The organism is Enterobacter cloacae complex sp. 2021EL-01169 (assembly GCF_020733125.1).
GTDB lineage: Bacteria > Pseudomonadota > Gammaproteobacteria > Enterobacterales > Enterobacteriaceae > Enterobacter > Enterobacter roggenkampii.
Genome location: NZ_JAJFTC010000003.1, coordinates 219,518 through 237,723, shown reverse-complemented (window position 1 = coordinate 237,723; position 18,206 = coordinate 219,518). Strand labels below are relative to the sequence as shown.

Annotated in this window: 19 protein-coding genes; 15 read left to right on the top strand and 4 right to left on the bottom strand. The window is 58.4% G+C overall.

The window, feature by feature from the left end; translation table 11 throughout:
- Positions 1 to 2: 2 nt before the first annotated feature.
- Positions 3 to 1,304: an inorganic triphosphatase gene (locus LLF79_RS12350; RefSeq protein WP_021242317.1), complete on the bottom strand. Its 1,302-nt coding sequence runs from the start codon at positions 1,302 to 1,304 to the stop codon at positions 3 to 5.
- Positions 1,305 to 1,533: 229 nt separating this feature from the next.
- On the opposite strand from LLF79_RS12350, the gene LLF79_RS12345 reads away from it, so the two are divergent.
- Together LLF79_RS12345 and LLF79_RS12340 are read left to right on the top strand one after the other, a co-directional pair.
- The gene (locus LLF79_RS12345; protein WP_025912514.1) at positions 1,534 to 2,154 is read left to right on the top strand and encodes a TIGR04211 family SH3 domain-containing protein; all 621 of its coding nucleotides are present in this window, start codon (positions 1,534 to 1,536) and stop codon (positions 2,152 to 2,154) included.
- 60 nt (positions 2,155 to 2,214) lie between these two features.
- On the top strand, positions 2,215 to 3,456 hold the full coding sequence (locus LLF79_RS12340) for a multifunctional CCA addition/repair protein (RefSeq protein WP_219288507.1): 1,242 nt from the start codon (positions 2,215 to 2,217) through the stop codon (positions 3,454 to 3,456).
- Between the two features lie 10 nt (positions 3,457 to 3,466).
- Here LLF79_RS12340 and bacA read toward each other — a convergent pair whose 3' ends face one another.
- Both bacA and folB read right to left on the bottom strand, forming a co-directional pair.
- Entirely contained in the window at positions 3,467 to 4,288 is an 822-nt protein-coding gene (gene bacA / locus LLF79_RS12335) for an undecaprenyl-diphosphate phosphatase (protein ID WP_227879574.1), read from the bottom strand.
- Positions 4,289 to 4,394: 106 nt separating this feature from the next.
- Entirely contained in the window at positions 4,395 to 4,763 is a 369-nt protein-coding gene (gene folB, locus LLF79_RS12330) for a bifunctional dihydroneopterin aldolase/7,8-dihydroneopterin epimerase (RefSeq protein ID WP_008502956.1), read from the bottom strand.
- Positions 4,764 to 4,870: 107 nt separating this feature from the next.
- Between folB and plsY the strand changes: the two genes are divergently transcribed.
- The 10 genes from plsY (at position 4,871) to ureG (ending at position 12,736) form a co-directional block, all read left to right on the top strand.
- A complete protein-coding gene (gene plsY / locus LLF79_RS12325; RefSeq protein WP_008502955.1) occupies positions 4,871 to 5,485 on the top strand; it encodes a glycerol-3-phosphate 1-O-acyltransferase PlsY in 615 nt (204 codons plus the stop codon).
- A gap of 90 nt (positions 5,486 to 5,575) precedes the next feature.
- Positions 5,576 to 7,042, top strand: a complete 1,467-nt coding sequence (locus LLF79_RS12320; protein WP_139963678.1) for an MFS transporter — start codon at positions 5,576 to 5,578, stop codon at positions 7,040 to 7,042.
- A gap of 208 nt (positions 7,043 to 7,250) precedes the next feature.
- Positions 7,251 to 8,078 (top strand): urease accessory protein UreD, encoded by an 828-nt coding sequence (locus LLF79_RS12315; RefSeq protein ID WP_222665208.1) that lies wholly within the window; start codon positions 7,251 to 7,253, stop codon positions 8,076 to 8,078.
- Between the two features lie 10 nt (positions 8,079 to 8,088).
- The gene (locus tag LLF79_RS12310; protein ID WP_003862556.1) at positions 8,089 to 8,391 is read left to right on the top strand and encodes an urease subunit gamma; all 303 of its coding nucleotides are present in this window, start codon (positions 8,089 to 8,091) and stop codon (positions 8,389 to 8,391) included.
- A 10-nt stretch (positions 8,392 to 8,401) separates the two neighbouring features.
- Positions 8,402 to 8,716, top strand: coding sequence for an urease subunit beta (locus tag LLF79_RS12305; protein ID WP_024906478.1), 315 nt, complete (start codon positions 8,402 to 8,404; stop codon positions 8,714 to 8,716).
- Positions 8,709 to 10,412: an urease subunit alpha gene (gene ureC, locus LLF79_RS12300; protein WP_227879573.1), complete on the top strand. Its 1,704-nt coding sequence runs from the start codon at positions 8,709 to 8,711 to the stop codon at positions 10,410 to 10,412. Before LLF79_RS12305 ends, ureC begins: the two co-directional genes overlap by 8 nt.
- Before the next feature lie 9 nt (positions 10,413 to 10,421).
- Positions 10,422 to 10,886 carry an urease accessory protein UreE gene (gene ureE / locus LLF79_RS12295; protein ID WP_206805408.1) on the top strand — a complete coding sequence of 155 codons (465 nt, stop codon included), beginning with the start codon at positions 10,422 to 10,424 and terminating at the stop codon, positions 10,884 to 10,886.
- Positions 10,887 to 10,895: 9 nt separating this feature from the next.
- Positions 10,896 to 11,435 (top strand): HupE/UreJ family protein, encoded by a 540-nt coding sequence (locus LLF79_RS12290; protein ID WP_181367552.1) that lies wholly within the window; start codon positions 10,896 to 10,898, stop codon positions 11,433 to 11,435.
- Positions 11,435 to 12,109: an urease accessory protein UreF gene (locus tag LLF79_RS12285; protein WP_227879572.1), complete on the top strand. Its 675-nt coding sequence runs from the start codon at positions 11,435 to 11,437 to the stop codon at positions 12,107 to 12,109. Before LLF79_RS12290 ends, LLF79_RS12285 begins: the two co-directional genes overlap by 1 nt.
- Before the next feature lie 9 nt (positions 12,110 to 12,118).
- Entirely contained in the window at positions 12,119 to 12,736 is a 618-nt protein-coding gene (gene ureG / locus LLF79_RS12280) for an urease accessory protein UreG (protein ID WP_008503187.1), read from the top strand.
- Positions 12,737 to 12,823: 87 nt separating this feature from the next.
- Here the strand turns inward: ureG and tsaD are convergent, their stop codons facing one another.
- On the bottom strand, positions 12,824 to 13,837 hold the full coding sequence (gene tsaD, locus LLF79_RS12275) for a tRNA (adenosine(37)-N6)-threonylcarbamoyltransferase complex transferase subunit TsaD (protein ID WP_008503186.1): 1,014 nt from the start codon (positions 13,835 to 13,837) through the stop codon (positions 12,824 to 12,826).
- 236 nt (positions 13,838 to 14,073) lie between these two features.
- On the opposite strand from tsaD, the gene rpsU reads away from it, so the two are divergent.
- The 3 genes from rpsU to rpoD all read left to right on the top strand — a co-directional run bounded on the left by rpsU (position 14,074) and on the right by rpoD (position 18,151).
- Positions 14,074 to 14,289, top strand: coding sequence for a 30S ribosomal protein S21 (rpsU, locus tag LLF79_RS12270; RefSeq protein WP_001144069.1), 216 nt, complete (start codon positions 14,074 to 14,076; stop codon positions 14,287 to 14,289).
- Positions 14,290 to 14,403: 114 nt separating this feature from the next.
- Complete coding sequence (gene dnaG, locus LLF79_RS12265) at positions 14,404 to 16,149, top strand: DNA primase (protein ID WP_206805401.1); 1,746 nt, start codon at positions 14,404 to 14,406, stop codon at positions 16,147 to 16,149.
- A 154-nt stretch (positions 16,150 to 16,303) separates the two neighbouring features.
- Entirely contained in the window at positions 16,304 to 18,151 is a 1,848-nt protein-coding gene (rpoD, locus tag LLF79_RS12260) for an RNA polymerase sigma factor RpoD (protein WP_008503184.1), read from the top strand.
- The last annotated feature ends 55 nt before the right edge of the window (positions 18,152 to 18,206 follow it).

Here is an 18,206-nt window from a genome sequence, read left to right as displayed (position 1 = left end):
AGTTAACGTTTTCCGCTGTGCAGCCAGTACGGCTCCTGCGAAATGGCCTCATTACGGAAATGCTCAATTTCAATATGCTGACGGGTTTCGATGGCATGCTTCAGCCCCTGCCAGTTTTCCAGCCACGCCTGCGCCTGTGGCCCGTCGTAGGCACCGGAAAGGAGCAGCATGCTGTCGATGTTGCGCGAAAGACGGGGAAGCTGATCGCCATACTTATCGCCGAGCGGATACGCAAAGGTGCTCTTCAGTTCAGCGGCATGACGGGAAAGATGAATGTCTGCGAAACGCTTAAAGTTTTCCGCGATTTTGGCCTCGGCTTTCGCATCCAGGAAGGCGCGCCAGCCGCGCGTCACCAGAAACTCGGTCAGCGCCAGTTTTGCCGAAGCGGCTTGCGGACTGTAGATCGCCGTTTGCGCAGATACGTCCGAGAGCATCAGCGTTTCGGTTTGCGTCAGCAGATCACGTAAGTGAGCGCTCGCTTTGCGAGGAACAATACCGCCGAAGAGCGTCAGGGTATGGCGCACCAGGGCAATGGCCGCCAGCACGTGGGATTTGGCGTTTTTCACATTTCGTACCCACAGCTCTTCATGGTACTGCCACTGAGAAAGCGCCAGCTCCAGCGCGGCTTCCAGCCCCTGCTCAACGCTGGCTTTCGGCGCAACGCGCAAAATGGTCGTCTCTTTCAGCACGCGCGGCGCATTTCCGGCGGCCAGATGGTAACCCCGCGCGGCTTTGCTCAGGCTCCCCTGGCGCAATCCGGACTGGTTCACCAGCCTGCGCGCCAGCTTCAGCACGTCATTTGCGTCCCCTTCCAGCAGCTCAAGCTCCAGTTCGCAGATCGGCTCCTGGTACTCACCCGCCTTCACCTCACCCAGATCGAGGGCGATTTCGATGCGGCTTTTACCTTCCGTCACCAGCCATTTCTCGCGCCAGAAATCGGTGCTGAACAGCGGCTGCACCTGCTCCGCCAGCGTGGCAGGCAGCTCGCCTTCCGGCCACACTTCCGCCGGAAAACGTTCCAGCTCAAGTTCTGGCTGACTGATGTCGATATTGTATTCCGGACGCTGATGTAACCCGCCGACCACGCGGCCGGCAATTTTCATCGTCATCTCGTAGCGCCCACTCGCGCCACGGATGCGCAGCCCCATATCGTGGCGGCGTAGCCAGTTATCCGGCGTTTCGTAATAGATATTAAGCAGTTGTACCGGTGCATGGTGTTCGCCGGAGAGCGTATGCAGATGCTGGCGGAGTGCGTCAACGCTGTCTTTTTCGACGATAAATTTTAATTCGATTTCCTGAGCCATAGCCTTGTACTTTTGCGGGCGTCACAGACGCGTCAATGAGGGCGAACTTCCTCGCCATTTGTTTGTCAGTACATAGTATTTTGCGCCAAATTGCCATGCAATGAGCAATTTGACGGGCGTAAATGTGTAGAGTCGTGACACAGATGATTCTGATTGCTGATGAATGCTTTGCGTAGAGACACTGTTGCCACTACTATCGTTCCACTATTTATGAAAATAACGACTAATGATGCTTAAATTACGCCTGATTGGACTTACTTTACTCGCTTTTAGCGCCGCAACCGCAGTGCACGCTGAAGAGAAGCGTTACGTTTCTGACGAACTGAACACCTGGGTACGCAGTGGCCCCGGAGATAATTATCGCCTCGTGGGTACGGTAAATGCCGGCGAGGAAGTCACCCTGTTACAGACCAACGCGGACACTAACTACGGTCAGGTTCGCGACAGTTCTGGCCGCACGTCCTGGATCCCACTGAAAGAGCTGAGCACCGTGCCAAGCCTGCGCACCCGCGTACCGGATCTGGAAAATCAGGTGAAAACCCTGACCGACAAGCTGAACAATATCGACGGAACCTGGAACCAGCGTACCGCCGAGATGCAGCAGAAAGTGGCGCAGAGCGACGGGGTGATTAACGGCCTGAAAGAAGAGAACCAGAAGCTGAAAAACGAGCTGATTGTCGCGCAGAAGAAAGTGAATGCCGCCAACCTGCAGCTCGATGACAAACAGCGCACCATCATCATGCAGTGGTTTATGTATGGCGGCGGCGTGCTGGGCGTCGGTCTGGTGCTGGGTCTGGTTCTGCCGCACCTGATCCCAAGCCGTAAACGTAAAGATCGCTGGATGAACTAATTCGTCTTCTCTGCCAGACTTACGTATCATTCTGGAAAAGAGAAAACGGGAGTGTCAGGCGTGAAGAGTTATCTGGTCGGTGGTGCGGTACGTGATGCGTTGTTAGGTCTGCCGGTCAAAGATAAAGACTGGGTGGTGGTGGGCGCCACCCCGGAAGAGATGCTCGACGCGGGCTACCAGCAGGTAGGCCGCGATTTTCCCGTCTTTTTACACCCGAAAAGCCGCGAAGAGTATGCCCTGGCGCGTACCGAGCGGAAATCAGGTTCGGGCTATACGGGCTTCACCTGCTATGCCGCGCCGGACGTCACGCTGGAGGACGATCTCCTGCGTCGCGATCTGACCATTAACGCGCTGGCGCAGGACGAGCACGGCCAGATTATTGACGCTTATGGCGGCCAGGACGATCTGCGCAACCGTCTCTTACGTCACGTCTCCCCGGCGTTTTCTGAAGATCCGCTCCGCGTGCTGCGCGTGGCGCGTTTTGCCGCGCGTTACGCCCATCTCAGCTTCCGCATTGCCGATGAGACCATGGCGCTAATGACCGTCATGACCGAGGCGGGCGAGCTTGAACACCTGACGCCAGAGCGCGTCTGGAAAGAGACCGAGAATGCGCTCACCACGCGTAACCCGCAGGTCTTTTTCCAGGTGCTGCGCGACTGCGGCGCGCTAAAGGTGCTGTTCCCGGAAATAGACGCACTGTTTGGCGTCCCGGCTCCGGCGAAATGGCATCCGGAGATTGACACCGGCGTGCACACGCTGATGACCCTGAGCATGGCGGCCATGCTCAGCCCTGACGTGGACGTGCGCTTTTCCACCCTGTGCCACGATCTCGGCAAAGGCTTAACGCCAAAAGAGCTCTGGCCTCGGCACCACGGGCACGGTCCGGCAGGGGTGAAGCTCGTCGAAGGGCTGTGCCAGCGCCTGCGCGTGCCGAACGAAATCCGCGATCTGGCGAAACTGGTGGCCGAGTTCCACGACCTGATCCACACCTTCCCGATCCTGAAACCGGCCACCATCGTCAAACTGTTCGATAACATCGACGCCTGGCGCAAACCCCAGCGCGTGGAGCAGATCGCGCTCACCAGCGAGGCTGACGTGCGCGGGCGCACCGGGTTTGAAGCCTGTGACTACCCGCAGGGACGTTTACTGCGTAAAGCCTGGGAGGTAGCCAAAGCGGTGCCGACGAAGGACGTTGTCGAGGCGGGATTCAAAGGCCCGGACATTCGCGAAGAACTGACGAAACGGCGGATTCAGGCGGTATCAGAGTGGAAGGAAAAGCATTGCCCTCAGCCAAAAGACTGAGGGCAGTCGGTCAGAAGAAGACCACGTAAACCGCAGCGGCAACGATAAAGCGGTAGATCGCGAACGGAATGAACGAGATACGCTTAATCAGCTGCAGGAAGGTTTTGATGGCAATCAGCGCCACGATAAACGCGGTGATGAAGCCGACGGCGAACATCGGAATGTCGCCCATGGTGAGGAAACCGATGCTTTTATAGAGGTCAAGCGCGGTGGCCCCCATCATCATCGGCACCGCCAGCAGGAATGAGAACTCTGACGCGGCGTAACGGCTTACGCCCATCAGCATCCCACCGGAGATGGTTGCGCCTGAACGGGAAAAGCCCGGCCACAGCGCCAGACACTGGAAGCAGCCAATGATAAACGCCTGACGATACGTCATATCATCCAGACCTTCCGCGCGCGGCGTTTTTGGCTTCAGCACTTCCGCAGCGATCAGCAGGAAGCCGCCCACCACCAGCGCGTACATCACGTTAATCGGGTTAAACAGTGATTTAATGGTGTCGTGGAAAACCAGCCCCAGCACCACCGCCGGGATCATCCCGAGCAGAATATGGATCAGCGACAGGCGGCCTTTACTCATCCCTTCGTGCTGCGGCGGACGGCCAAAATGGATACCGATCAGGCCAAACAGACGGCGCCAGAACATCACCACCACCGCAAGAATAGACCCCAGCTGGATAACCACTTCAAACGTTTTTGCAGTATCGCCTTCAAAGCCCAGCAGATGGCCAACAATAATCATATGGCCGGTACTGGAAACCGGTAAAAACTCCGTCAATCCTTCGACCACACCCAGTATTGCCGCCACCAGCAGCGAGTGCATATCGCTCATCTATAAACCCCTAAAAAGATATAAAAAAACGGTGTCCCGTACGGACAACCGATAAAGATACAGTCTTGAGACCGGTATAACCTAAAATGGTTTAGCTATTATGACGTTAAATCTTCCCTTTCAGATTTGTGCCACGCTCGATAATGACGCCCACGTTGGCCGCGCGCGCCACCGCGCCCGGTTTGCTCAGCTTGATGCGCACCCACGGTGAGTTGAATTTTTTCAGCAGCAATTCTGCGACTTCTTCCGCCACCCGTTCGACCAGCGCAAAACGTTGCCCTTCCACGTGGCCGATGACCGTTTCACTGATGTCGGCATAGCTAAGACAGTCGTTCACGTCATCGCTTTTTGCCGACTTGCGGTTATCCCAGCCCATTTCGATATCGAACACCAGCTTCTGCTCGATGGTCTGTTCCCAGTCGTAAACACCAATAGTGGTGATTACCGAAAGTTGCTCTATAAATACAATATCCATCACGACCTGCCTGCTTTTTGGCTAAACCGGATACCACTTCCGGCGAATTATGCGTATTATCCACAGATGCTGAGAATACAGATACATTTTCAAAACGGAACAGCGTTATGAGTGCAATCGCGCCTGGAATGATCCTCCTCGCCTATCTTTGCGGCTCAATCTCCAGCGCCATTCTGGTCTGCCGCATCGCCGGGTTACCTGACCCGCGTGAAAGTGGTTCCGGGAATCCGGGAGCGACCAACGTACTACGAATTGGCGGCAAGGGAGCAGCCGTAGCGGTTTTGATTTTTGATGTTCTGAAAGGGATGCTACCCGTCTGGGGCGCGTATGCGCTGGGCGTCACGCCGTTCTGGCTGGGGCTCATTGCGATTGCTGCCTGTGTCGGCCACATCTGGCCCGTATTCTTCGGTTTTAAAGGCGGCAAAGGCGTGGCAACCGCCTTTGGTGCCATTGCGCCTATCGGCTGGGATTTAACCGGCGTGATGGCTGGCACCTGGCTGCTCACCATTCTGCTGAGCGGCTATTCGTCGCTGGGCGCTATCGTCAGCGCGCTGATCGCCCCGTTCTACGTCTGGTGGTTCAAACCTCAGTTCACCTTCCCGGTATCGATGCTCTCCTGCCTTATCCTGCTGCGTCATCACGACAATATTCAGCGCCTGTGGCGTCGTCAGGAGACCAAAATCTGGACGAAGCTCAAGAGGAAGAAAAAAGACGCCCCGTAAGGTTAGTTATGCCTTATAGCCAAATGTGATTTTGGTCACCTTCTGCCTGTGGTAACTGTTAATGACACAACACAACCATATAAGAAGAAAATGGCAGAAATCACAGAAACAACTCCCCTTTCAACGGCAGGAAAACGTTCCGATGGCGACATCCAGTGGGTGTGCAGCGCATCGGATGTTTCACGCCTCGTTAATGATGGTTCTCAGGGCCGGGCCAATGCTCGCATCGTGATCGGTATCGCGCTGGGCGGGATTTTCCTCGATGCCTACGATCTGGGCGCGCTGGCCTTCGGCATAAAAGATATCACCCGCGAATTTAACCTGACGCCCGCCGGTACCGGCATGGTGGCGTCCGCCATTACGTTTGGCGCGATTGTCGGGGCGCTGCTCGGCGGTTATCTCACGGATAAAATCGGGCGCTATCGCGTCTTTATGGCCGACATGCTCTTCTTCGTGGTGGCCGCCATCGCCTGTGCGCTAGCCCCGAACGAATATGTACTGGCGGGTGCCCGCTTTGTCATGGGGCTTGGCGTCGGGATCGACCTTCCCGTGGCGATGGCATTTTTAAGCGAGTTCGCCAGGCTAAAAGGCCCCGGCAATAAGGCCTCCAGCGTCGCCATGTGGTGCCCCACCTGGTATGCCGCCATCAGTATCTCCTATCTGCTGGTGCTGTTCTTCTACGCCGTACTGCCGGAAAGCCACAGCGACTGGCTCTGGCGCCTGATCCTTGGCTTCGGCGCGGTACCCGCGCTGGTGATTATCGCCATCCGCAGCCGCTACATGAGCGAATCGCCGGTCTGGGCGGCAAATCAGGGCAACCTGAAGGAGGCGGCGTCTATTTTGCGTCAGTCGTACAACATCAATGCCCACGTGCCGCAGGATGCGCTCAGCCAGCCAGCTCCCGTCGTGAATAAAGCGAAATGGTCCAACTATCTGAACCTGTTCCGCGGCGTCTACTTACGCCGCACGACGCTCGCCACGCTGTTGTCCGTCGTCTCTTCGTTCGCCTATAACGCGGTGGCGTTTGGTCTGCCGGTGATCATCTCCAGCTTCTTTGTCCAGTCGATGCTGACCACCATCCTGATTTCTCTGGTGCTTAACCTGCTGTTTGCCTTCGTCGGCGGACTGCTGGCGGTACGCTACGTGCCGCGCTTCGGCGCATGGCGGATGTCGCTGGCGGGTTACGCCTGCCAGCTGGTCGCGCTGCTGGGCCTGGGGCTGATTGGTCGTCCGGAAGGCGCCACCGAAGGCGTGCTTGCCGTGGCAATGCTGGCGCTCTTCCTGTTCGGCCAGGGCTTCGGCCCGGGCGCGCATACCATGACGTTTGCCTCACTGAGCTACCCGACCTCGCTGCGCGGCGTCGGCGTTGGCCTTAACCAGACGCTGATGCGCAGCAGCTCGACGCTGTCGCTGTTCCTGTTCCCGCTGCTGGTCGCCTCGCTGGATACCGCCGTGTTCTGGGTGATTGCGCTGGCGCCGTTTATCGGCCTGGCCTCGCTGCTGGCGATCCGCTGGGAGCCGTCGGGGTATGATGTGGATGCGGAGGATTACCGCTAGCCTTTCCTGCCGGGTGGCGCTGCGCTTACCCGGCCTACATTGCGCATTCTCTTGTAGGCCCGTGCAAGCGTAGCGCCGCCGGGCGATTATCAAAAGTTAGAAACCGGCTCATATGAGCCGTTTTTTATCCATAAGCGACTCATATGACAGCCTTCAATTCTGCCAGGGCATACTGAAACGACCCCGATGATGCGCAGATGGATGCAGCATGTTAGCAGCTCAGGTCACTGATAATTCGTACAAAGGCTGGCAGGCGTCGCTTGCCCTGCAGTTTTGTCACACCCCTGAGAAAACCCTCCTGCACTCCGCTCATCACGTCGGGCCGCTTACCGTTCAGCGTCCGTTTTACCCTGAAGGCGAGACCTGCCACCTTTACCTGCTGCACCCGCCGGGCGGGGTTGTGGGCGGCGATACGCTGGACATTTCCGTTCGGCTGGACGCCAAAAGCCACACGCTTATCACCATGCCCGGCGCCAGCAAGTTCTATCGCAGCAGCGGCCCGCAGGCGCGTCTGAGCCAGCATTTTTATCTCGATGAGGGATCCACGCTGGAGTGGCTGCCGCAGGACACCATTATCTTCCCCGGGGCAAATGCCGCGCTGCGCTCCGTCTTCCACCTGAAGGCCTCCAGCACGCTGCTGGCGTGGGAGCTGTACTGTCTGGGACGCCCGGTAATCGGCGAGACCTTCAGCCACGGCACGCTGGAGAGCCGCCTTGAAGTCTGGGTTGAGGACGAGCCGCGCCTGATAGAGCGCCAGCACCTCGGCGACGGCGATCTCACGCCCGTTGCCGGACACCCGTGGATCGGCACACTGCTGTTCTATCCGGCCAATGAAGAACATCTCGACGCGGTGCGCGCGCTGCTCGCGCCTCTGGGCCATTTTGCGGGGGCAACACTCACCGACGAGCTGCTGTCGGTGCGTTTTCTCTCCCACGATAACCTGATTTGCCAGCGGGCGATGCGCGACATCTGGCAGTCGCTTCGCCCGCTCCTCACCACCAAAACCGCCTGTTCGCCGCGTATCTGGCAGACATAAGAGAAACGTTATGGAACTGACCCCCAGAGAAAAAGACAAGCTGTTGCTGTTTACCGCCGCGCTGGTTGCCGAACGCCGCCTTGCGCGCGGGGTAAAGCTCAATTACCCGGAATCGGTCGCGTTGATCAGCGCCTTCATCATGGAAGGCGCGCGCGATGGTGAAACCGTCGCCTCGCTGATGGAGGCGGGCCGCCACGTCCTGACGCGCGACCAGGTAATGGAGGGCGTGCCGGAGATGATCCCGGATATCCAGGTGGAAGCCACCTTCCCGGACGGGTCCAAGCTCGTCACCGTCCACAACCCGATCGTCTAAGGAGCGCGTGATGATCCCAGGCGAATACCAGATCCAGCCCGGCGCGATTGCGATCAACGTCGGGCGCGAAACCCAAACCGTGATTGTCGAAAATCACGGCGACAGGCCGATCCAGGTCGGATCGCACTATCACTTTTACGAGGTCAACCCGGCGCTGAAGTTTGACCGTGAGGTCACCCGGGGCTACCGGCTGAACATCCCGGCAGGCACCGCCGTGCGCTTTGAGCCCGGCCAGAAGCGCGAAGTGACGCTGGTTCAGGTCACGGGTGCGCAGCGCATTGTCGGCTTTCGCGGCGAGGTAATGGGTGAGGTGAAACATGGCTGAGATTTCGCGCCAGGCCTATGCCGATATGTTCGGCCCCACCACCGGCGATAAAGTGCGGCTGGCCGACAGCGAGCTGTGGATTGAAGTGGAAGACGATCTCACGATCTACGGCGAAGAGGTCAAGTTCGGCGGCGGGAAGGTGATCCGCGACGGCATGGGTCAGGGGCAGATGACCGCAGACGACTGCGTGGATCTGGTGCTGACCAACGCGCTGATCGTCGATCACTGGGGGATCGTGAAAGCCGATATCGGCGTCAAGAACGGGCGGATCTTTGCCGTCGGCAAAGCCGGCAACCCGGACATTCAGCCCGGCGTGACGATCCCAATTGGTGCCGCAACCGAAGTCATCGCCGCCGAAGGGAAGATCGTCACCGCAGGTGGGATCGACACCCACATCCACTGGATCTGCCCGCAGCAGGCGGAAGAGGCGCTGGTCTCCGGCGTCACCACCATGATCGGCGGCGGCACCGGTCCGGCGGCGGGCACCAACGCCACCACCTGCACGCCGGGGCCGTGGTATATCGCCCGCATGCTGCAGGCTGCCGATACGCTTCCGGTGAATATCGGCCTGCTCGGCAAGGGGAACGGCTCCAACCCGGATGCCCTGCGCGAGCAGATTGCCGCGGGCGCCAGCGGGCTGAAGATCCACGAAGACTGGGGCGCCACGCCTGCGGCGATCAACTGCTCGCTGGAGGTGGCCGAAGAGATGGACATTCAGGTGGCGCTGCACAGCGACACGCTGAACGAGTCCGGGTTTGTCGAAGATACGCTGGCCGCCATTGGCGGGCGCACCATCCACACCTTCCACACCGAAGGCGCGGGCGGCGGCCACGCGCCGGATATCATCACCGCCTGCGCGCACCCGAATATTCTGCCCTCTTCCACCAACCCGACCTTGCCCTACACGGTGAACACCATCGACGAGCATCTCGACATGCTGATGGTTTGTCATCACCTCGACCCGGATATCGCCGAGGACGTGGCGTTTGCCGAATCCCGCATTCGTCGGGAGACCATCGCCGCGGAAGACGTGCTGCACGATATCGGCGCGTTTTCGCTCACCTCGTCAGATTCGCAGGCCATGGGCCGCGTCGGGGAAGTGATTATCCGCACCTGGCAGGTCGCGCACCGCATGAAGGTCCAGCGCGGCGCGCTGCCGGAAGAGACCGGCGAGAACGACAACTTCCGCGTGAAGCGCTACGTCGCCAAATACACCATTAACCCGGCGCTGACCCACGGTATCGCCCATGAAGTGGGCTCGATTGAGGCGGGCAAGCTGGCAGATCTGGTGGTCTGGTCCCCGGCGTTCTTCGGCGTCAAGCCCGCCACCATCGTCAAGGGCGGGATGATCGCCTGCGCGCCGATGGGCGACATCAACGCTTCAATCCCCACGCCGCAGCCGGTGCATTACCGTCCGATGTTTGGATCGCTGGGCGCCGCGCGCCACGCCACACGGCTGACGTTTATCTCGCAGGCCGCCAGTGCGAACGGCATCCCGCAGCAGCTCAACCTGCAGAGCGCCACCGCGGTGGTGAAAGGCTGCCGGACGGTGAAAAAGGCGGACATGATCCACAACGCTCTGCAACCGAACATCACCGTTGATTCGCAAACCTACGAGGTGCGCGTCGACGGCGAACTGATTACCAGCGAACCGGCTGACGTTCTGCCGATGGCGCAACGCTATTTCCTGTTTTGAGGAGTAATGATGATCTATTTAACCCAACGTCTGGACCACGCGCACCCGATCACCGCCAGCGTCACGCTGCCGATTGACGTGCGGGTGAAAAGCCGTGCACGCGTATCGCTGAACGACGGGCGCGAAGCCGGGCTGATGCTGCCGCGCGGCCTGCTGCTGCGCGGGGGCGACCTGCTGACCACCGACGACGGCAGTGAGGTGATCGAAGTGATCGCAGCGGCTGAGTCCGTCTCCGTGGTGCGCTGCGCCGACCCGTTCCTGCTGGCCCGCGCCTGCTACCACCTGGGCAACCGCCACGTGCCGCTGCAGGTGATGCCCGGCGAGCTGCGCTATCACCACGATCACGTTCTCGACGATATGCTGCGCCAGTTTGGGCTGGAGGTGACCTACGCCAGCCTGCCGTTTGAACCGGAAGCGGGCGCGTATGCCAGCGATGCCCACAGCCATAGCCACGCTCACGCCCATTCACATTAAGGACTCATCATGCGCAAGTTACTCCCCCTGTTACTGCTGGCTTTTTCCGTTCCCGCGCTCGCGCATCCCGGCCACGGTGCCGACAGCTTTCAGGCTGGTTTTTTCCATCCGCTGACCGGGCTCGATCACCTGCTGATGCTAGCGGGCGCAGGCGTGCTCTCGGCGCTGAGCGGCCGCAAGCTCCTGCTGCCGTTTGCCACCCTCGGGATGATGCTTGTCGGCGCCATCGCAGGCAGCCTGCTCGGCGGCTTTAGCGGCATGGAGATGCTGATTATCGCCTCGCTGGCGGTCAGCGGCGCGATGATGTTTAAGACTGAAAACCGTCTGCTGCTGGCGGTGCCTGCCCTGGCGATGTTCCACGGCTGGGCGCACGGCGTGGAGATGTCCGGCCATAGCTTCTGGCTGTTCACCAGCGGGTTTATGTTCGCCAGCGCGACGGTGCTGTGCGCCAGTTTCGCCGCAGGCTTGCTGCTGCGCCGTCACGACGGGCTGCGTAAAACCTTCGGCGGCGGGCTGATCGTCTCCGCCCTGCTGGCGCTGATGAGCTGATGGAGCACGCCCGCCAGTGGCTGCGCCTGATGCAGCTCTCCAGCAGCAGCCTGCCGGTCGGGTCGTTTACCTGGTCGCAGGGGCTGGAGTGGGCCGTGGAGGCGGGCTGGGTCACGGACGCCGACGCCTTTAAACGCTGGCAGATCCAGCAGATGGAGCAGAGTTTTTTCTGTGTCGATCTGCCGCTGTTTCACCGTCTCTGCCAGGCCTGCAATCGGAACGACCTGGCGACGGCCAAACGCTGGACGGCATACCTGCTCGCCTGTCGGGAAACGCGCGAGCTGCGCGAAGAAGAACGCAACCGCGGAGCGGCCTTTACGCGTCTCATCAAAAGCTGGGAGCCGGACTGCTCGACAGAATGGCTGGCGCTGTGCAGGCAAAGCCAGCTCTGCGGCATGGCGTGGCTCGGCGTGCGCTGGGGCATTGACGTGCGCGAGCTGGCGCTGAGCCTCGGTTACAGCTGGATTGAGAGCGCGGTCATGGCGGGCGTCAAGCTGGTGCCGTTTGGGCAGCAGGCGGCGCAGCAGCTGATTATCGAGCTGAGCGACCATTTTGCCGCCGGGCTTGAACAGGCCTTTTTACGTCGCGACGACGCGCTGGGAGCAGCTACGCCGCTGTCCGCCATCGCCTCCGCGCGCCACGAAACCCAATATTCACGACTATTCCGTTCCTGAGGAGTCAACATGGCTGATTACAAACATCCCCTGCGCGTGGGCGTGGGTGGCCCGGTAGGGTCGGGCAAAACCGCGCTGCTGGAAGCGCTCTGCAAGGCAATGCGCGACACATATCACCTGGCGGTGGTGACCAACGATATCTACACCAAAGAGGATCAGCGCATCCTGACCGAGGCGGGCGCGCTGGCGCCGGAGCGCATCGTGGGCGTGGAGACCGGCGGCTGCCCGCATACCGCCATCCGCGAGGACGCCTCGATGAACCTGGCGGCGGTGGAAGCGCTCAGCGAGAAGTTCGGCAATCTGGATCTGATCTTCGTGGAAAGCGGCGGGGACAACCTGAGCGCGACCTTCAGCCCGGAGCTGGCGGATCTGACCATCTACGTGATCGACGTGGCCGAAGGGGAAAAAATCCCGCGCAAGGGCGGGCCGGGGATCACCAAGTCCGATTTTTTGGTGATTAACAAAACCGATCTCGCGCCGTACGTGGGGGCGTCGCTGGAGGTGATGGAGCGCGACACCAACCGCATGCGCGGCGAGCGTCCGTGGACCTTTACCAACCTGAAAGCGGGAGACGGTCTGGGGACGATTATTGCGTTTCTGGAAGAGAAAGGGATGCTGCGGGTGTAGTGCGGGTTATTGCCGGGTGGCGGCTTCGCCTGACCCGGCCTACGGTTTTGTAGGCCCGGTAAGCGCAGCGCCACCGGGCAAAAAAACTCACGCCTCAGGCAGTTCCGCCAGCGGCCAGCGCGGACGCACGGACACGCTCAGGTCAGACGTTGCGCCAGCGTTCAGGCGCACCATACCGGCGTAGGCAATCATCGCCCCGTTATCGGTACAGAATTCCGGACGGGCGTAGAACACTTCCCCACGACGCTTTTGCATCATCTCGGCGAGCTTCGCGCGCAGCGTGCGGTTGGCGCTGACGCCGCCCGCCATCACCAGACGCTTGAAGCCGGTCTGATCCAGCGCGCGCTTGCACTTGATCATCAGCGTATCCACCACCGCATCTTCAAACGCGCGGGCGATATCGGCGCGGGTCTGCTCGCTGTCGTCGTTATTGCGGATCGTGTTGGCCGCGAAGGTTTTCAGCCCGGAGAAGCTGAAGTCCAGCCCCGGACGGTCGGTCATCGGACGCGGGAAGACAAAGCGCCCTTCCGTTCCCTGCGCAGCCATTTTGGACAGCATCGGGCCGCCTGGGTAATCGAGTCCCAGCAGCTTGGCGGTTTTGTCGAACGCTTCACCGGCAGCGTCGTCGATCGACTCGCCCAGCAGCTCGTACTTGCCAATGCCCGTGACGCTAATCAGCTGCGTATGGCCGCCGGAGACCAGCAGCGCCACAAACGGGAATTCAGGCGGATTCTCTTCCAGCATCGGCGCCAGAAGGTGCCCTTCCATATGGTGAACCGGGATGGCCGGCACATCCCACGCGAAGGCCAGCGAACGGCCAACGGTCGCACCGACCAGCAGCGCGCCGACCAGACCCGGCCCCGCAGTGTAGGCTACGGCATCAATATCGGTTGAACTTAACCCGGCCTCTTTCAGCGCCGCCTGAATCAGGGGAACCGTTTTACGCACGTGGTCACGAGAGGCCAGTTCAGGCACGACGCCGCCGTAGTCAGCGTGCAATTTCACCTGACTATACAGTTGGTTGGCCAGAAGCCCTTTTTCGTCGTCGTAAATGGCGATGCCGGTTTCATCGCAGGATGTTTCAATACCCAGTACACGCATGACTTGTTTTACCTCGTTTCAATACCGCGCAGTGTAGAGCCTGGGCGGGTTGATGTAAAACTTTGTTCGCCCCAGGAAGAAGGCTCGTGTATACTCCTCACCCTTATTAAAGTCCCTTTCAAAATCGCATCGGTGCTTTACAAAGCAGCAGCATTTGCAGTAAAATTCCGCACCATTTTGAAATAAGCTGGCGTTGATGCCAGCGGCAAACCGAATTTATTAAAGGTGAGAGTTACATGCCGGTAATTAAAGTACGTGAAAACGAGCCGTTCGACGTAGCACTGCGTCGCTTCAAACGTTCATGCGAGAAAGCAGGTGTTCTGGCTGAAGTTCGTCGTCGTGAGTTTTATGAAAAACCAACGACCGAACGTAAGCGCGCTAAAGCTTCCGCTGTGAAACGTCACGCGAAGAAACTGGCTCGCGAAAACGCACGCCGTACTCGTCTGTACTAATTGGTTGAGGGCCTCAGCCCTCAATTGACAGACAGAGTAGTAGTCGTAAGGCCGTGCTTCCGGAAGGAATGCGCGGCTTGTTTTCGTTTATAAGTCGCTTAAATTTTGGGGCATATGGCCGGAAGAATCCCACGCGTTTTCATCAATGACCTGCTCGCCAGAACCGACATCGTCGATCTCATCGACGCGCGGGTAAAGCTGAAGAAGCAGGGCAAGAATTACCATGCGTGCTGTCCGTTCCATAACGAAAAAACCCCCTCCTTCACCGTAAACGGTGAAAAGCAGTTTTACCATTGCTTCGGCTGTGGTGCTCACGGTAATGCCGTCGATTTTTTAATGAACTACGACAAGCTCGAGTTCGTTGAAACCGTCGAAGAGCTGGCGGCAATGCATAACCTTGAAGTGCCGTATGAAGCTGGCAGTGGGCCAAGTCAGATCGAGCGCCATCAACGGCAAACGCTGTATCAACTGATGGATGGCCTGAATTCGTTTTACCAACAGTCTCTTAAGCACTCTGCGGCTGAGCCTGCGCGTCAGTATCTGAACAAGCGCGGACTGAGCGACGATGTCATTGCGCGTTTCGCTATTGGCTACGCCCCGCCCGGCTGGGACAACGTGTTAAAGCGTTTTGGCGGCAAGAGCGAAGATCGTAAGTCTCTCATCGATGCAGGCATGCTGGTCACCAACGACCAGGGACGAAGCTACGACCGCTTCCGCGAACGGGTAATGTTCCCAATCCGCGACAAGCGAGGCCGGGTAATTGGTTTTGGTGGTCGCGTGCTGGGTGATGCCCTGCCGAAGTACCTCAACTCCCCGGAAACCGATATTTTCCATAAGGGCCGCCAGCTTTACGGCCTTTATGAGGCGCAGCAGGATAACGCGGAACCTCCGCGTCTTCTGGTCGTCGAAGGCTATATGGACGTCGTTGCGCTGGCGCAGTACGACATTAACTACGCGGTTGCGTCGTTAGGAACGTCCACGACGGCGGATCACATCCAGCTGCTGTTCCGCGTGACCAACAACGTGATTTGTTGTTACGACGGAGACCGCGCCGGACGCGATGCCGCCTGGCGCGCGCTGGAAACCGCGCTACCCTATATGACCGACGGGCGTCAGTTGCGCTTTATGTTCCTGCCCGACGGTGAAGACCCGGATACGCTGGTGCGTAAAGAGGGCAAAGCGGCATTTGAAGCGCGGATGGAGCAGGCTCAGCCGCTCTCCACGTTTTTGTTTAACAGCCTGATGCCGCAGGTTGATTTGAGTACCCCTGACGGGCGCGCGCAGCTCAGCACGCTGGCGCTGCCGTTAATCAGTCAGGTGCCCGGCGAAACGCTGCGCATCTACCTGCGTCAGGAGCTAGGCAACAAGCTCGGCATTCTGGATGACAGCCAGCTTGAACGTTTAATGCCTAAACAGGCTGAAAACGGTGCGGTTCGCCCCGCGCCTCAGCTAAAACGCACAACCATGCGTATACTGATAGGGTTACTGGTACAAAACCCCGAGCTGGCGCCACAGGTGCCGTCGCTGGCGGGTTTGAACCACGAAAAATTGCCCGGGCTTGGCTTATTTTCAGAACTGGTCAACACCTGTTTGTCTCAGCCAGGTCTGACCACCGGACAACTTTTAGAGCATTATCGCGGCACAAAAGAGGCCGCTACCCTTGAAAAATTGTCGATGTGGGACGATATAGCAGATAAGGACATTGCAGAAAAAACGTTCACCGACTCACTCAACCATATGTTTGATTCGATGCTTGAGCTGCGCCAGGAAGAGTTGATAGCTCGCGAGCGCACACACGGTTTGAGCAGCGAAGAACGCCGGGAGCTCTGGATGATTAACCAGGAACTGGCGAAGAAATAAATAAATTTAACGGCTTAAGTGCCGAATATCGATCGGGAAGCCCCCGGCAGCCGCACTGAGAGGCAGCGGCAAAAATATAAGTACGCCCTCGCTTTAAAGGTTGGCAGCCCCATCGCCGACACCAATCAAACGAATTAAGTGTGGATACCGTCTTATGGAGCAAAACCCGCAGTCACAGCTGAAACTTCTTGTCCAACGTGGTAAGGAGCAAGGCTATCTGACCTATGCCGAGGTCAATGACCATCTGCCGGAAGATATCGTCGATTCAGATCAAATCGAAGACATCATCCAAATGATCAATGACATGGGCATTCAGGTGATGGAAGAAGCACCGGATGCCGATGATCTGTTGCTGGCTGAAACCTCCAACAACACTGACGAAGATGCGGAAGAAGCTGCTGCACAGGTACTGTCCAGCGTGGAATCTGAAATCGGGCGTACCACTGACCCGGTCCGCATGTACATGCGCGAAATGGGTACCGTTGAACTGTTGACCCGCGAAGGCGAAATTGACATCGCAAAACGCATCGAAGATGGGATCAACCAGGTTCAGTGCTCTGTTGCCGAGTACCCGGAAGCGATCACCTATCTGCTGGAGCAGTACGATCGCGTTGAAGCGGAAGAAGCGCGCCTGTCTGACCTGATCACCGGTTTTGTCGACCCGAACGCTGAAGAAGATATGGCACCTACCGCCACTCACGTCGGTTCTGAACTGTCTCAGGAAGAGATGGATGATGACGAAGACGAAGATGAGGAAGAGAGCGACGACGACAGCGCCGATGATGACAACAGCATCGACCCGGAACTGGCGCGCGAGAAGTTTGCCGAGCTGCGTACTCAGTACGAAGTGACGCGTGACACCATCAAAGCGAAAGGCCGCAGCCACGCAGCCGCTCAGGAAGAGATCCTGAAACTGTCTGAAGTGTTCAAACAGTTCCGCCTGGTGCCAAAACAGTTCGACTACCTGGTGAACAGCATGCGCGTGATGATGGATCGCGTACGTACCCAGGAACGCATCATCATGAAGCTGTGCGTTGAGCAGTGCAAAATGCCGAAGAAGAACTTCATCACCCTCTTCACCGGCAACGAAACCAGCGAAACCTGGTTCAACGCGGCTATTGCGATGAACAAGCCGTGGTCTGAAAAACTGCACGACGTGAAAGAAGACGTGTATCGCGGCCTGCAGAAGCTGCAGCAGATTGAAGAAGAGACCGGCCTGACCATCGAGCAGGTTAAAGATATCAACCGTCGCATGTCCATCGGTGAAGCGAAAGCCCGCCGTGCGAAGAAAGAGATGGTTGAAGCGAACTTGCGTCTGGTTATCTCTATCGCCAAGAAATACACCAACCGCGGTCTGCAGTTCCTGGATCTGATTCAGGAAGGCAACATCGGTCTGATGAAAGCGGTAGACAAGTTTGAATACCGTCGTGGTTACAAGTTCTCCACCTACGCAACCTGGTGGATCCGTCAGGCTATCACCCGCTCTATCGCGGATCAGGCGCGCACCATCCGTATTCCGGTGCATATGATTGAGACCATCAACAAGCTCAACCGTATTTCCCGCCAGATGCTGCAGGAGATGGGTCGCGAGCCGACGCCGGAAGAGCTGGCCGAGCGCATGCTGATGCCGGAAGACAAGATCCGTAAAGTGCTGAAGATCGCCAAAGAGCCAATCTCCATGGAAACACCAATCGGTGATGATGAAGATTCGCATCTGGGTGATTTCATCGAGGATACCACCCTCGAGCTGCCGCTTGACTCTGCCACCACCGAGAGCCTGCGTGCCGCAACGCACGATGTTCTGGCTGGCCTGACCGCCCGTGAAGCGAAAGTGCTGCGTATGCGTTTCGGTATCGATATGAACACCGACCATACCCTGGAAGAAGTGGGTAAACAGTTCGACGTTACCCGCGAACGTATCCGTCAGATCGAAGCGAAGGCGCTGCGTAAGCTGCGTCACCCAAGCCGCTCTGAAGTGCTGCGTAGCTTCCTGGACGACTAATCTGTTCTGACAGTGAAAAAGCTCCCAATCGGGAGCTTTTTTTTGTTTATTCCCT